The sequence below is a fragment of the Pseudomonas sp. ANT_H4 genome (assembly GCF_008369295.1).
In the GTDB taxonomy this organism is placed as follows: domain Bacteria; phylum Pseudomonadota; class Gammaproteobacteria; order Pseudomonadales; family Pseudomonadaceae; genus Aquipseudomonas.
On sequence record NZ_VOBG01000005.1, the window covers coordinates 262,219 to 276,874 of the forward strand.

Genomic DNA, 14,656 nt, shown 5'->3' on the forward strand with positions numbered 1-14,656 from the left:
CATAATGTTCATGGATTTTAATGCGAGCTCGGTGTACCGCGTTTGATCCGGTATACGGTCGCAATCCCTACGTCCGCGAGTTTGGCGATGTCATCAGCCGACATTGTTGGATGTTTAGCCATCAATGACTGTACCTTTGCCCACTTCTCTACGTTCTTGCCTTTCCCTGTAGGCGTCCAGTTCGGGTCTGCAAGGCGTTTGTTTTCCAACCCTTGCTTGATCCGTTCAACACGTTTTTCTTGATCAAGACGCGCCATCGTCGCCATTAGGTCTAACAGCATACTGTTGATGACTTCCATTATCTGGCCGGTAATTCCCTTGTCTTCAATTACCATGTGGCTTGTAGGCAGGTCTGCAATGACGAGACGTAGACCTTTTGCTTTGATCTTGGCTTTCAGTGTTTCCCAATCCGTTTGGGATAGGCGGCTTAAACGGTCAACACTTTCACAGACAATGCATTCACCTGATTGTGCTGCATCCAGCAATCGCATCAACTGTGGACGATCTAGCGTAGTACCACTGATGTGTTCGGAGTAGATTCCAGCAATGGTGAGGCCCTTCTCGCTTGCGAATGATTCAAGGCTTGCCTTGGCACGTAGTGCGTCTTGGTCTTTAGTGCTGGCTCTGAGATATAGGTGTGACTTCAATTTTGATTATCCTTTGGTCGTTGTTTTGATAGGTAAATGATAATTCTATCATATAGCTATCCGCAATAGGTTTTTGGTAGTGTCAAGCGTGAGGTAATCGGGCTACCAGATAAGTAGACCTATTTGATAGTCGGCCTTGGGTTATCGGAGTCCTCGTTGCTGCTGGTATTTTCATAACGGCTGGTATCGAGTCGAAATGGAATAATACGTAGGAAGCTATCTTTCAGTGGTCTTTCTATCTGCATTCACCCTGAGCTGCACTGGATGACATACGGTGCCGATTGGGCTGCATATTTCTACTCGAAAGAGTCCGTCTGGCTCTTGGGGTGCCGCATCGGTTGACGAGCCCTTGGGAATAAGGCCGATGAATATTCTGCAAAACCGATTCACAGGCCCTGTGCGAGCCAGCAATTTGCAATCACTTCATCCAGTTGATAGGTTTATGAAGGTATTTCGCTCTGGTCTGCCGCTTAGCCTGGTCGAAATAAATGGAGTTGATAATCGACGTTACGAGGTAGCAAATGGATTTCACAGTCATCGACGTTGAGACCGCAAACCCCAATCTTGCCAGCATCTGTCAGGTGGGAATTGCCGTATTTCGAGCAGGTCAATTGCACGAAACATGGAGTTCGTTTGTTAATCCGAACGATTACTTTCACCCGATGAACGTTTCTGTGCATGGAATTGACGAATCGATGGTCTCGTCAGCTCCATCTTGGTCCGACGTTTATGATCAGATTTTGCCTTTTGTGACGGGGCAAATCGTGGCTAGCCATATGCCGTTTGATCGCACAGCGACACTGCGAGCTTGTCAAAATGCGGACTTGCCCCATTTTGATTGTTCTTGGCTTGACACCGCGAAGGTTGCCCGCCGAGCATGGTCCGAGTTCTCCCGGTCGGGCTACGGATTGAAGAATCTTGCGTCCTTTTTTGAAATTCCTTTCGAGCATCATGATGCCCTAGAAGATGCGCGTGCTGCGGGGGAGATATTGCTTCGTGCAATCGCTCATACCGGGTCCACGGCTTCGGAGTGGTGCTCGCTCGTCAACATGCCGCTGTCTGCACTGAATGCAGTAGAAGGGCTATTGGTCAATCAAGACGGTGTCTTAGCAGGGAACGTCGTAGTGTTTACTGGAGCACTGTCCATCCCGCGCCAAGACGCGTCTGCCATGGCCGCAGAAGGTGGTTGCGAGATCGGCCTGGGAGTCACGAAGCAAACCACGCTACTGGTAGTTGGTGATCAAGACATCACCCGATTGGCCGGGAAAAATAAGAGCTCAAAACACCTCAAAGCCGAACAACTAATTTCAAAGGGGCAAAAAATTCGCATCTTGGGTGAAAGCGACTTTCAGGCGTTACTGCGGCCATCGTGATGGGGTAGTGATATTGATCGAGTTAGTAGTGCAAGCAGTCGATTGTGAGCAGCGATATGGACTAAGGGTGCTCGTCAAGCATGTTTTCCAAATCGGATATCAATACAGAGGGGGAGCACTTCAAGGCGTTTGCTAGCTTAAACAGTATCGCAATCGTAGGGTAGTGAATCCCCCGTTCTATCAGACTGACGTAGTTACGCTGTATATCAGCATCATGTGCAAGCTGTTCCTGGGTCAGTCCAGCTTCCTTGCGTTTTTGCCGCAGTACCTTTCCGAAAGCTAAGCCGATATCCACGTTTGCAGCCCCATCTCAAAGACGGGTCACTGTCGGTGATGGCTGTTCGTACGTCCTCACAGTATACTGTGAATATTGAGTTCAAATTCACAGTAACTGAGGTCGGTATGAAGCTATACGCATCTATTTTCATCGCAGCAATCAGCATGCCCTTGGCAAGCCTGTTCGGTATCTGTTCGCTGGAGTTTGGATACGTCTCCAGCATCCGGCAGGCCCTTGGCGTGGGGGTGGTCGTTGCGGCTGTGACGCTTATCCTTTCGGTCATCCTGTTCATTTGCGGTATCCCATCGACACTGCGGCGCCTACGTGTTCAGCGAAGCGCCAGCAACTGATTCAGTAAGGGGCCGTGATGCGAAAAATATCAGCCAGTCATGAACCTACTGTGGTCAAAGTAAGATCGAAAAGCCTGTTGGCGGCAATCGCGTTGAATACATTGCTTCCAGGGGCTGGCTACTTATACATGGAACGTTGGGTCGCGGGTATTCTCGGTGGCGCGCTAGTTGTCGCAATCTTCATACGGAGCCCATGGGAGCACTTACTGCTGGTTTGGGTGTTTGCTAATTTTATCATGATGATTGATATGTGCTTGTTGAAAGCACGAAACAACTCCTAGCACTAAAAAGGTACTTTTATGAGGTTTTCGTTGTTCATGCTTTTGTCAACTATGGCGTCTGTAACATATGCCGCCACAACTGACCCTACCGCATGGGGGCAATTCAATACGCGTATGCATGAAATGTTGGACACCACTGGGTGGCATTTTGATCAGGCGATGGATACGAAGCAAATTGCAAAGGAATATCAATCTAACCAAGCAAGAGCCCAGATTATATTCAGTAAACCTGGTATATACCGTGGGAGGGTCAGTAAGGTCATGATGGATGACCAAGGGGCCTTCTTGGTTATTGATCAAGGGAAGAGTACCGCTGCTATTGTGCATTTGGCTGGTTATCAGGCTTGGCCATGGAAAACGTCTGGAAGCAAATCAGAAATTTTAGGAATTCAACCTTTCATTGAGTTTGCCGCGAATTTTGATGCAGGACAAGAGTTGTTTTTCCAATGTCGGCGTGTCGAATTTGGTCTGGGAATATACTTGAGAAACTGCTTGGTTTTTCCGCCTGTGGTCGCGGCAACAAAGTTTGCTCCTGAATTAATTAATGAAATAGATATTGGCGCAGCTTTTGAGGATATGATCAAGGCAAGAGCCTCTGAAGGCTGGTCTAGGCCACCATCGTTACAGAGCGGGTTAGAGGTTGAATTGCAAATTGCGCTGAAAATGGACGGCGTGGTTGATTCGGTTATTGTGACTAAGAGCAGTGGTGACACATTGTTTGACAAGTCTGCCGTAGCTGCATTGAAAAATATTGGGCGCTTGGCAGAGATGCAAGAAATGAAACCATCTGACGTTAATCGTTATAGGTTATTCACTATGAAATTAAAGCCAGCTGATTTGATACTTTGATTAATTGTGCGACTTGGTCTTGATGCGGCTTCTGGCGGTCTGTGAGCCTCTTTGGGCTGCTTTAGCTCCTGGTCGCTAGCTGCCCAGCTAGAGACCGACAAAAGCTCCTAGATCGCCTTTCAGGGGTTTTTCTGTAAGCGTTTGTTGTTTGGCAAGGCGTAAGTTTGGTTTGCCATTCTTACGCCATTGTTTCAGTAATGACGTGACCTTCCTACTTCCACTCCACAGTTGGTGCCTATTTGGTTTCGATTTGATCTTGGCTAGATATGTCATCCACTTGAAAAAGCTGTCTAAGTCTTCCAGACTTTTTAAGTGGTGGCCGTATGGGTCATGATCCGGGCCAATGATCGAATAGTCTGCTAGTTTTCCTTCGCGTTTGAGTTTGGCATGTATATGTTGAAGACTTGATCTTTTATCTTTTTTGTCATTGAGAATCACAGCGTGATGATGGTGTACACCAGTTTCATCATTTTCAATGACGGTAACCCTTAATGGTAAATACTTGGATTTTTTTCTGTAATAGTTGTTGATATTGGCGCTGTATTCGGCTGGGGACATTTTGTCTGTGAATCGTGTTCTGACGTGATAGCCTCTGGGGTGTCGTAGCGTTTCTGTCGCACCATATACCAGTACGTAAAGCGCTTGAATTATGTTTTCAAATGATGGGTATCCAGCATTGCATTTGATTGGTACTCCCATGTAATTGTCTTGGATGTACCGTTGCTTCGGTGAAGTGGTCATGTTTTCTAGCTTAGGCGTATGGCGTAGCTGATTCCTTTGATGGTTGTTGGTTTGACAATAGAGAATTAAATATCCTGTGTTTCGATATCCCGCTGGGCCAAGCCCGCTGCTGGGTTTAGGCGAAATTTGTGTTTGTAAGTCATCAATTTTCTGATCAGGCGGTGCTCTGTCCGGTCAGTTGCCGATGGATGTATAAAAAACATACATCTCTTTTTCTTCGGGGGAGGTTTCAACTGGTGTTAACGTGTTATTGCCTTTTGAACGTTGTATAGCAAGCATGTTTTTGAAAAGTTCCAGGCGCTCTTTTGTTAATGTTCCTTCTCGGTTTGTTATGTGGTGAATTTGGGCGGTAGTTGAAATGCGATATGCTTGTTTTTTTCTGTCATATCCTTCGTATGTGCACTTGCTAAACTCGTTGCCCTTGGTGCTTGCCTCAATGCCACCATTGGTGTAGCACTTTATATTGAATGCGGCGGATTGAAGTAAAGCGTTTAGTCTCATCGGGTGGTCTGCAATCAGTTCGTATTGATAATCCCATGCCATGTTGTATGTGGAGTTTTTTTCTGTGCTGTCATCTATAATGAAAAGCTTATCGCGTTCCAGGTTTTTTCTCTCCTTTGTCAGTGCGGCAATTTGCACATCTATCTCTGGGACCTGCCCGTACTTCATCAGGGATGTCACAAGGGTTTGTATCTTTTCACTGATATTGCGTAACTGCCCTTCAATGACGATAAGTTTTTTCCTGCTTGTAGAAAGCTCCAGGTTTTTCATGGCCGTTTCAACAGCCAGTGTTGCAGTGTCGTTGCAGATGTGTAGCAAAATAGGCACTGGAAAAGATTTGTTGTTCTGGCACCTTAAGTCGCCGTAAGCACAACGAGTTGTACAGCGCATAGTGAATGGGCTGTGTTTGTTGATTTTTACCTGCATGTTTGCGCCGCATTCACCACATTTGATAAGCCCGGATAGGAAGTGTGTGCGTGGTGCTGTTGCAGGCTTGTACTCGTCTGAAAATCGCTGCTGCACTTGGTAGAATAGTTCTTCTGAAACAATGGGAGGGTAGATTTTCCATTCCTTCCAGTACCCGATTGCTATTCTGTTGGTAAGCCAACGTCTAATTGTGCTTGGGTTGATTTTTGCAAAAGTTATATGCATGCTAATTAACCGTTTCAGGATTCTTCTTTCCCCGATTCCGGCTAGTGCATCCTCAAAGGCTCCTTTCATCGCCAGGGCGATTTCATCTTTTATTATTCCATTTGAATCAAGCCAGATTGGTGTCCTACGTTTTGGGATGATGCCATTTGCGGCAAGCTTTTCACGTGCCCTGTAACTTTTCTTGATTCGTTCTGACAGTGAGGCGCTGTACATATATGCCTGCTGTACCTTTCCGACTAAAGACCATATCTGCTCGGATTTTATGATTGGGCCATATGTACAGTTGTCTTGTAATGTTATTATTTGTACCTTTGCGCTAACGATCTGATTGATTAAGGAGATCATTTCCATTTCTTGCAATCTACCAATGCGGTCGATTGCTTCCACGAGTATTACATCACCTTCTTTTATTTCGCCTTGGTTTATGGCTTCCAGTAGTTGTCCGAAACCATGTTTTAGATGGTCACCTTTGGATGCTGATCGCCCTAGGTCTTCAAACTTTTTTGGGTATAACTTGTAGCTTGGATTGTTTTCAATCCATTCGGCTATTAGTTCTTGTTGTCTAGCTAAACTAGTGCCTTTTCCTTGTTTTGTACTCGAAAAACGAGCATAACCTACCGCGTAGGGCATTATTGACCTTCGTTATATTAATTAAGTTTGGGTGCCGCCGATGTTCTGGTGCTAGGTATGCTGCACTGGCGGGGCTTTTCGTTCAGATGAATAATTTATAACATGCGAATATCACAGGATAAACATTGGCTGAAAATATAAGGGGCTGCTTTTGTGTCGGGTGGCATGCACAGGTTCGTAGCGGTAATGCAGATATTAGCGAATTCAAGGCTGCCAGCACTGCCTTGAGCCTGATCGCCAAGTATCACTCCCACGTCGACCTGATCGGCCTTATGTCGCGCCTGGCCCGGGAAGAACTGGTGCACCACGAGCAAGTCATGCGCCTGCTGAAAAAGCGCAAGATCGAGCTGCGCCAGCTGTCCGCCGGGCGTTATGCCTCGGGCTTGCGCAAGGTGGTGCGTAACCATGAACCGGTGAAACTGGTGGATACCCTGGTGGTCGGCGCCTTTATCGAGGCCCGCAGTTGCGAGCGTTTCGAAGCGCTGGTGCCGCATTTGGACGAAGAACTCGGCAAGTTCTACTTCGGATTGCTGAAAAGCGAGGCCCGGCACTTCCAGGGTTATCTGAAGCTGGCTTATCAGTACGGTGATGCCAAGGACATTGCCCAGGTTATCGACCGGGTACGGGCTGCCGAGCAGGAGTTGATCGAGTCACCGGACATCGAGTTCCGGTTTCACAGCGGTGTGCCTGCCTGAAACTGCGTAAACCAACCCACCTATCAAGACGGTGATCCCGGCCAGCAGCAGGATCACCGTCTGCGTGCCCAGCGGCGCCGCCAGAAGCGCGATCAATAACCCGGCCAAAGGCTGGGACAGATTGTTGAGCAAGGTCAAGACTCCCACTGTCTTGCCAAAGTCCCGAGCGGGGATCACTCGTTGGCGGATGCTGCGGATGTACACGTTGAACATCTTGTCGAAACCGCTGATCAGCAGAAACCCTGCGGCGTAAGCCCAGATATTCGGGCTCAGCGCGGTGATCAGTGCCCCCACGGCAATCATCGTATATGACAGGCTCCCGAGGACTTTCAACGGCAAGGTCGCCCGGGCCAGAAAAAACAGAATGGCTATCGTCACCACTGCCCCCGCTGCCTGCAAGCCGGCGTAGGTATCCTTGCCGGCTGCATATTGACCGATCACCATGGCCGCTGAGGTAGCCAGGGTCACGCCGATGATCAGGTTGACGCCAACGGCCAGGGCGATGATTTTTTTCAGTTCCGTCAGGTTGCGGATATGACCGAAGGCGATGCGCAGCGGTTGCAGCCAGATATCGTTGTGTTGTTCGAAGGTTTCCAGGTTCACGGTGGTGCTGCGCTGCCAGATCAGCATCGCCAGGTCGACCAGCAGGAACAGCCCGGCAATCCCCAGCACCACCCAGTGCCAGGCCCAAACTTGCAGCATCAGCGCGGCCACCAGCGGGCCCAGTACCAGGCCGCTCTGGTCGGCAATTTGCGAGTAGGAGAGGGTCTTGGCGTAGGTGTACTGCTTGAAGATATGCGGCATTAGCACCTCACGGGCCATGATGCCTTGGGTGGTCAATACCCCGCACAGTGCCGAGAGGCCGACGATCCAGTAGATGCCGTCGAACATCCCGTACAACACTACTGCCACCACACAGGCTGCGGCGCGGTAAACCTGGCTGATATGCAGGATGCGCACCGGGGAAAACCTGTCGCACAATGCGCCGCACACCGGGAATGACAAATAGCGCGGCAGCGACTCGACAAAAAACGCCAGCCCGGCCCAGGACACACTGTTGGTGGTCTGGAACACGATCAGCGGCACGATGAACAGCAGGATCTGATCCGCCAGCCGCGACAGGAACAGCGAAATGAAGAACGCCAAGTAATCCTTGCGCATAAAACTCCCTGTAAGTTGCCCGCCATGCTCTGACAAAAAACGTCCCGTTAAAGATTGCGGGCTATTTGTTAAAAACTCTTAAAAGCATGAAGCTTCTTCGAAAACCGCTGCTCAATGATGGCAACGTGCTCTTGTTGGCAATCATTGCCACCTATAATACGCACCTTCAATCCGCGTTCGCATACTGGGAATTTATGGAAAATCTGGGTCTTGGCAAGGTCTTGCTCGTTGAGGATGATCAGAAGCTGGCAGGGCTGATCGCGCATTTCCTCTCCCAGCATGGTTTCGAGGTGCTGGCGGTGCACCGTGGCGACGAGGCATTGGCAGCCTTCCTTGAGTTCAAGCCCAAGATCGTCGTGCTCGACCTGATGCTGCCGGGCCAAAGCGGCCTGCATGTATGCCGCGAGATTCGTAATGTGTCCGACACCCCCATTGTGATCCTTACCGCCAAGGAGGACGACCTGGACCATATCCTCGGCCTTGAATCCGGCGCCGACGACTACGTGATCAAACCCATCAAGCCGCCCGTGCTGCTGGCACGCCTGCGCGCCCTGCAGCGGCGCCAGGTGCCGGAGCCGACGGTGCGCGGCGCCCTGGCGTTTGGCCGGCTGGCCATTGATCGTAGTTGCCGTGGGGTGAGCCTGGGCGGCGAGAAGATCGACCTCACTACCATGGAATTCGAACTGCTATGGCTGCTGGCCAGCGCCGCCGGGAAAATCCTCTCCAGGGACGACATCCTCAACCGCATGCGCGGGATCGCCTTTGATGGGCTCAACCGCAGCGTCGACGTCTATATCAGCAAGCTGCGCGGCAAGCTCAACGACAACCCCAGGGAGCCGGTGCGCATCAAGACCATCTGGGGCAAGGGCTATCTGTTCAACCCGTTTGCCTGGGAGGTCTAGATGCTACGGCTGTTTCTACGTCTGTATGTGATCCTGGCCCTGGGGCTGGCCGGGGCGATCTGGCTGGTGAATTTCACCTTCGATGAATTACTGCCCGAAGCCAACGAAACGTATAACCGTGAAGCCATGCGCGGCCCGGCCTATGCCTTGGTGGAGCAATTGCGACCACTGCTCGGTGAGGCCCGCGATGCCCGCCTGGCTGAACTGCAACCCCATTACGGCTTACGCCTGGCCTTGATGCAGCGTGATGCCGCAGAGCTGACCGAGCGCGAGCAAAAACTGCTGGCTGACGGCCAGGTGGTGGTGCGCGGCGACTTCATGGAGTTCGTGGCCGATATCGACGACGGCCGGCAACTGCTCAATATCAAGCTGCCAGAAGAGCCAAGGTGGCTGTACTTGTGGGCCTATTCGTTGCTTGGCTTGTGCCTGGCGGTGGTCCTGTATTTTTGGGTACGGCCCCATTGGCGCGACCTGGAGCATATTCGCCTGGCCGCCCAGCGTTTTGGTGACAACGACTTGGGTTCGCGAATCCTGTTGCCACGCCGTTCCACCGTGCGTGAGCTGGCCGGGCACTTCAACCAGATGGCCGAGCGCATCGAAAGCCTGATCGCCAACCAGCGCGAGTTGACCAACGCTGTCTCCCACGAGCTGCGTACACCGATTGCGCGCTTGTCCTTTGAGCTCGACCAGCTCAAGCAGGAAGCCGATCCAAGGCAGAGCCGCGCGTTGATCAACGACATGTACGCCGACCTAGGCGAGCTGGAAGAGATGGTCTCGGAGCTGTTGACCTACGCCAGCCTGGAGCGGGGCGCTACGCAAATCACCCGGGAAAGCATTGAGGCCCACAGTTGGCTCGACAGTGTGATTGGCAGCGTGGCCCTTGAAGCCGAGGCGGCGGGGGTGCAGTTGTTGCTGCGCACCTGTGAAGTCGACTATATCCGCATCGAACCGCGCTTTATGGCGAGGGCGCTGATCAACCTGTTGCGCAACGCCATTCGGTATGCCGATCGGCGGGTCGAGGTGTCGTTGGTCAAGTTTGGCGCGGGCTATGAAGTGCGGGTCAATGACGATGGCCCCGGCGTTCCGATGGAAGGCCGAGCGAAGATTTTCGAACCCTTCCTGCGCCTGGATGCCAGTCGTGATCGTCGCACCGGTGGCTTTGGTTTGGGCTTGGCGCTGGTGCGGCGGGTTTGTCAGTGGCACGGAGGGCAGGTCGAGGTGCTGGATTCGGAGTGGGGTGGGGCCTCGTTTCGGATGACCTGGGCGTATGCGGAGTAAGCGTTGAAGAACAACGCAGGTCTCGTTTGGGAGCAGCCCTGGTGGATCGCTGCGCTGCTGGGATGGGGGCCTTGCGTACGCGCTCAAACACCCCGAGCACTGATATCGCCGCTAAAACGCCCGGCCAGAAACCCATAAAAAAGATAACCCAAAGCAAGCACCAGCGTCGCGCCAAACACCGCTTCCTCACCAGAGGCGTAAATCGCATACAGCGAATAGCCCACCGCAATCAGCAACACCGTGGTGTTACGAGCGTAGATCGCCGGTGTGACCCCTGCCTTGTGCATCATCACCAGCAGGCCGGTGAGGGCCGTGATGTAGGGAATCAGGTTAGTCACCACCGCCAGACTCACCAGTTTGCTGAACTGTGCGCTGGCCGTCGGCGATATGGTCGACAAGGCCATCAACGTCTGAAGCACGGCACACGCCAGCATCCCGAATACCGGCGCCTGGGCACGGCTGAGGCGGCTGAAAAACGCCGGGAACATCCGATGGTCAGCGGTCATCTTGGCGGTTTGCGCCAGGGTGAACTGCCAGCCCAATAGCGAGCCGATACAGGCGATAACAGCCAACGCCATGATGATGTCGCCCACCAGCGGGCTGAATATCCGTGCGTAGACCAGCGCGAAAGGCGCAGAGGAACTGGCAAGTTCGGCATTGGGTACGATGCCCTGGATTACCGTGGTCGACAGCACATACACCAGCGCCGCGCCCAGCGTGCCCAGTAGGCAGGCCAGGGGCACGGTGCGCTTGGGGTCTTCCACTGCGTCATAACCCTGGGCGGCTGATTCCATGCCGAGGAACGCCCACAAAGTCAGCGGGATGCTGGCGCTGATGGCGTCGGCGAGTTGCAACTGGTTGGGGTTCCAGGCAGCGGTAAACACCTCGACCTTGAAGTAGAGCCAGCCGATCACACTCAGCCCCGCGACAGGAATAATCACCCCCCAGACCGTAAATACACCGATTTTGCCGGTAATTCGTGGGCCGCCGAAGTTCGCCACGGTAGTCAGCCAGATCAGGCCGACCGTACCGATAAACAACGGGATAGGCCCATTGCCCAGCCAGGGGATGAACGAGGACAGATAACCCACCGCCGAAATGGCAATCGCCACATTGGCAATCACCAGCGACAGAAAGTACAGAAACGAACACAGGAAAAACCCGGACTTGCCATGGGCTTCTTCGGAGTAGGCCGACATGCCGCCGGTGCGGGTACAGAAAATCCCGCATTGGGCAAAGCAATAGGCGATGGCCATGGAGCCGACCGCGGTGATTACCCACGATAGCAACGACACCGCGCCCAACTGCGCCATGCTGGCCGGCAACATGATAATGCCCGAGCCCATCATGTTGATCGCCACCAGAGTGGTGAGGCCCATGAGGCCCATCTTCTTGCTCGGTTCGGCCATCGGGAACTCCTTGTTCTGGTATCAGGTCCGGGTGAAGTAGCCCGGTCAGACCATCGCTTGCGCCTGAATCCGCAACTCCCCGTCCATATCCTTGACCAGCCCACTGGCCAAAAACAGCGCCAGCAAGCGTTTGTGCAACTGCGGCTCGACAAAGTCCTTCACCGTGTCCAGCGCCAGGTTGCCGCTGCCGGGCAGTTCGGTCTTGGTGTAGGACAGCCAGGCTTTTTTCAGCATTAACAGGACATCGCTGCCGGCGGTGGAGGCGAAGCGGCGGTTGGCCTGTTGGCCTTGCAGATTGAAGGTGTGCTGGAATTCATAACCGGTCTCGTCGCCTGCGCTGGCCACACAACGCACGCACGTGCAGGGGCCATCGCCAAAGGCCGCGAGCAGATAGGTATTGAAGTCCACCACGGGCTTGAGCGCCAGGCGCTTATCGACTTCGAACAGGTCTCCGGTCATTTTTTCGTCAGTGCTCAACGTCCATTTCCTTGCAGGTCTACGGCTGGTTTTTTAGGAGCGCGGCACAATACCAGTCGGATGGAGTGTGTGGGTGTTTTTTGCCAAGGGACGACCCGCAGGCCCCAATGCCGGTAAGTTAAGAAATAAAACGGACAACTCATAACCTGTGGCGAGCGGGCTTGCCCGCGTTGGGCTGCGCAGCGGCCCTAAAACCAATCACTGCGGTCTTTCTGACGATCATAGCGACCGGCCTGGGAGCGCTTCGCACTCCAGCGCGGGCAAGCCCGCTCGCCACAAGGTAATGTTAGGCGCGCCATTTCCTTAACTTATCGGCATTACCCGCAAGCCCTGCCTTATATGAATAAAAATAGATTCAGATATTCTTTTCTGGTCTTAGCAATCACCGTTACGTTCGCTGCCATTCTTCATGTCGCGGCAGATTCCTCATGACACTCAAACGTTCCACCTTGACCCTGGCGGCGAGGGCAGTTGAGGCTATGCCTGGTCATTAGTGGAAGAACTCCCCCGGCGTCGCATCAAACTGCTGGCGGAAAGCCGCAATAAACGCCGAAGTCGACTCGTATCCACACGCCAGTGCCACATCGGTCACCCGATCACCCTGTTCCAGCGCGGGCAGGGCGCTCAACAACCGTAACCGCTGGCGCCACGCCCGAAACGTCAAACCGGTATCTCTCAAAAACAATCGACTCAGGGTTTTCTCGCTGACTCCCAGCTTCTGGCTCCACTGCCCCAGGGTAGTCTGCTGTTCCGGGTGCAGATTCAAGCTGCGGTAGATCTGCCGCAGACGACCGTCAAGGGGCAATGGCAACATCAAGTCCACCTGGGGTGCAGCGGCCAACTGGTCCAGCACCACCTGGGCCAGCCGCCCGTGCGGACCATCCTCGGCATATTCCACCGGCAACTCGCTGAAGCTGCGGATCAATTCGCGCAACAAACTGCTCACCGCCAGCACTTGGCAACGCTCGGCCGCCCAGGCGGTGACGCTGCAATCGAGGTACAGGCTGCGCATCTCGGTATGGGGCGAACTGAACACCCGGTGCGACATCCCAGCGGGTATCCACACCGCCCGTTGCGGCGGCGCGACAAAGCGCCCGGCGCTGGTCTGGATCTCCAACACCCCGCAAATCGCGTAGGACAACTGCACCCACGGATGACTATGGCGGTGGGTCAGGGCGCGGTTGGGCAGGGATTCGGTGCGGCCATACACCGGTCGCGGCAGGCTGGAAAGCCCAGGCACGCTGCGGCGGACGGTTTTTTCATGTCCTTTAGGCGGCATTTACTGGCTCATTGGCGTTAGTCGGTAACAAGCCGTTACGTTAGAGTCGCTTCGATGCTCTTGGCAACCCCTGGAAGATCCTGCTTATGACCCGCCCACGCTTTTTGCCTGACAACTTCACCCTGACGCTGATCGCTACGGTGATCCTCGCCTCGCTGCTGCCCGTCAGTGGCCAGGCTGGCGTGGCCTTCGGCTGGCTGACCAACGCTGCCATCGCCCTGTTGTTTTTCCTCCACGGCGCCAAGCTGTCGCAACAGGCCATCGTCGCCGGTGCCGGCCACTGGCGCCTGCACCTGCTGGTGTTCAGCCTGACGTTCGTGCTGTTCCCGCTGTTGGGCCTGGCACTCAAGCCGCTGCTGTCGCCAATGATCGGCAAAGACTTGTACATGGGCATGCTCTACCTGTGTGCGTTGCCGGCCACCGTGCAGTCGGCGATTGCCTTCACGTCCCTGGCCCGGGGCAATATCCCAGCGGCGATTTGCAGTGCGGCGGCGTCCAGCCTGTTTGGCATCTTTCTTACGCCGTTGCTGGTGGCGTTGTTGCTCAATGTCCACGGCGAAGGCAGTTCCACCGTCGATGCCATCCTCAAGATCAGTGTGCAGTTGTTACTGCCCTTTGTAGCCGGGCAAATCGCCCGCCGCTGGATCGGCGCCTGGGTGGCGCGTAACAAGGTCTGGCTGAAGTTCGTCGACCAGGGTTCGATCCTACTGGTGGTCTATGGCGCATTCAGCGAAGCGGTCAACGAAGGTATCTGGCACCAGATTCCGCTGTGGGAACTGGGTGGCCTGGTCGTCGCTTGCTGTGTGTTGCTGGCGCTGGTGCTGGTAGCGTCCACGGTGCTGGGCAAGGCGTTCGGTTTTAATCAGGAAGACCGCATCACCATCCTGTTCTGTGGCTCGAAGAAAAGCCTGGCCACTGGCGTGCCGATGGCCCAGGTGCTGTTCGCCGGCAGCACCATAGGCGTGCTGATCCTGCCGTTGATGCTGTTTCATCAGATCCAGTTAATGGTCTGCGCGGCCCTGGCCCAGCGTTATGCCAAACGGCCGGAGACAATCGCGAAGTTAATGGGGCAAGTGGACCCCTGAACCATCGTGTTACTATTTTTGCGCGCAGCTCAAGGGCCGGCATCGGGCCGGCAAGATATGCGCGCAACGA

Annotated in this window: 14 protein-coding genes and 1 pseudogene; 7 read left to right on the plus strand and 8 right to left on the minus strand. The window is 53.6% G+C overall.

Annotation, left to right across the window (positions count from 1 at the left end):
- Positions 1–17: 17 nt before the first annotated feature.
- On the minus strand, positions 18–647 hold the full coding sequence (locus tag FQ182_RS09060; protein WP_048399773.1) for a recombinase family protein: 630 nt from the start codon (positions 645–647) through the stop codon (positions 18–20).
- A 521-nt stretch (positions 648–1,168) separates the two neighbouring features.
- Here FQ182_RS09060 and FQ182_RS09065 point away from each other — a divergent pair.
- Positions 1,169–2,020 carry an exonuclease domain-containing protein gene (locus tag FQ182_RS09065; protein ID WP_149414666.1) on the plus strand — a complete coding sequence of 284 codons (852 nt, stop codon included), beginning with the start codon at positions 1,169–1,171 and terminating at the stop codon, positions 2,018–2,020.
- A gap of 61 nt (positions 2,021–2,081) precedes the next feature.
- On the opposite strand, the gene FQ182_RS09070 is transcribed toward FQ182_RS09065, so the two are convergent.
- Complete coding sequence (locus FQ182_RS09070; protein ID WP_048399769.1) at positions 2,082–2,315, minus strand: helix-turn-helix domain-containing protein; 234 nt, start codon at positions 2,313–2,315, stop codon at positions 2,082–2,084.
- A 107-nt stretch (positions 2,316–2,422) separates the two neighbouring features.
- Between FQ182_RS09070 and FQ182_RS09075 the strand changes: the two genes are divergently transcribed.
- Together FQ182_RS09075 and FQ182_RS30870 are read left to right on the plus strand one after the other, a co-directional pair.
- Positions 2,423–2,647, plus strand: coding sequence for a hypothetical protein (locus FQ182_RS09075; RefSeq protein WP_149414667.1), 225 nt, complete (start codon positions 2,423–2,425; stop codon positions 2,645–2,647).
- A gap of 299 nt (positions 2,648–2,946) precedes the next feature.
- Positions 2,947–3,777 (plus strand): TonB family protein, encoded by an 831-nt coding sequence (locus FQ182_RS30870; RefSeq protein WP_149414668.1) that lies wholly within the window; start codon positions 2,947–2,949, stop codon positions 3,775–3,777.
- A gap of 87 nt (positions 3,778–3,864) precedes the next feature.
- On the opposite strand, the gene FQ182_RS09085 is transcribed toward FQ182_RS30870, so the two are convergent.
- Positions 3,865–4,476, minus strand: coding sequence for a hypothetical protein (locus tag FQ182_RS09085; RefSeq protein ID WP_149414669.1), 612 nt, complete (start codon positions 4,474–4,476; stop codon positions 3,865–3,867).
- Between the two features lie 216 nt (positions 4,477–4,692).
- Positions 4,693–6,300 carry a recombinase family protein gene (locus tag FQ182_RS09090; RefSeq protein ID WP_149414670.1) on the minus strand — a complete coding sequence of 536 codons (1,608 nt, stop codon included), beginning with the start codon at positions 6,298–6,300 and terminating at the stop codon, positions 4,693–4,695.
- A gap of 200 nt (positions 6,301–6,500) precedes the next feature.
- Between FQ182_RS09090 and FQ182_RS09095 the strand changes: the two are divergent.
- Positions 6,501–6,995: pseudogene (locus FQ182_RS09095) on the plus strand (tRNA-(ms[2]io[6]A)-hydroxylase); the annotation flags it as partial.
- On the opposite strand, the gene FQ182_RS09100 reads toward FQ182_RS09095, so the two are convergent.
- Positions 6,951–8,156: an MFS transporter gene (locus tag FQ182_RS09100; protein ID WP_149414671.1), complete on the minus strand. Its 1,206-nt coding sequence runs from the start codon at positions 8,154–8,156 to the stop codon at positions 6,951–6,953. The pseudogene FQ182_RS09095 and the gene FQ182_RS09100 sit on opposite strands and share 45 nt — an antisense overlap.
- Before the next feature lie 194 nt (positions 8,157–8,350).
- On the opposite strand from FQ182_RS09100, the gene FQ182_RS09105 reads away from it, so the two are divergent.
- The gene (locus tag FQ182_RS09105) at positions 8,351–9,058 is read left to right on the plus strand and encodes a response regulator (RefSeq protein WP_149414672.1); all 708 of its coding nucleotides are present in this window, start codon (positions 8,351–8,353) and stop codon (positions 9,056–9,058) included.
- A complete protein-coding gene (locus tag FQ182_RS09110) occupies positions 9,059–10,336 on the plus strand; it encodes an ATP-binding protein (protein WP_149414673.1) in 1,278 nt (425 codons plus the stop codon). It abuts the gene before it with no gap.
- Positions 10,337–10,419: 83 nt separating this feature from the next.
- Here FQ182_RS09110 and potE read toward each other — a convergent pair whose 3' ends face one another.
- The 3 genes from potE to FQ182_RS09125 all read right to left on the minus strand — a co-directional run bounded on the left by potE (position 10,420) and on the right by FQ182_RS09125 (position 13,501).
- Positions 10,420–11,745: a putrescine-ornithine antiporter gene (gene potE, locus FQ182_RS09115; protein WP_149414674.1), complete on the minus strand. Its 1,326-nt coding sequence runs from the start codon at positions 11,743–11,745 to the stop codon at positions 10,420–10,422.
- 45 nt (positions 11,746–11,790) lie between these two features.
- Positions 11,791–12,222 carry a hypothetical protein gene (locus tag FQ182_RS09120; RefSeq protein ID WP_149414675.1) on the minus strand — a complete coding sequence of 144 codons (432 nt, stop codon included), beginning with the start codon at positions 12,220–12,222 and terminating at the stop codon, positions 11,791–11,793.
- 490 nt (positions 12,223–12,712) lie between these two features.
- Positions 12,713–13,501: a helix-turn-helix transcriptional regulator gene (locus FQ182_RS09125; RefSeq protein WP_149414676.1), complete on the minus strand. Its 789-nt coding sequence runs from the start codon at positions 13,499–13,501 to the stop codon at positions 12,713–12,715.
- Between the two features lie 86 nt (positions 13,502–13,587).
- Here FQ182_RS09125 and FQ182_RS09130 point away from each other — a divergent pair, with 86 nt between their 5' ends.
- Positions 13,588–14,586: a bile acid:sodium symporter family protein gene (locus FQ182_RS09130; RefSeq protein WP_149414677.1), complete on the plus strand. Its 999-nt coding sequence runs from the start codon at positions 13,588–13,590 to the stop codon at positions 14,584–14,586.
- The last annotated feature ends 70 nt before the right edge of the window (positions 14,587–14,656 follow it).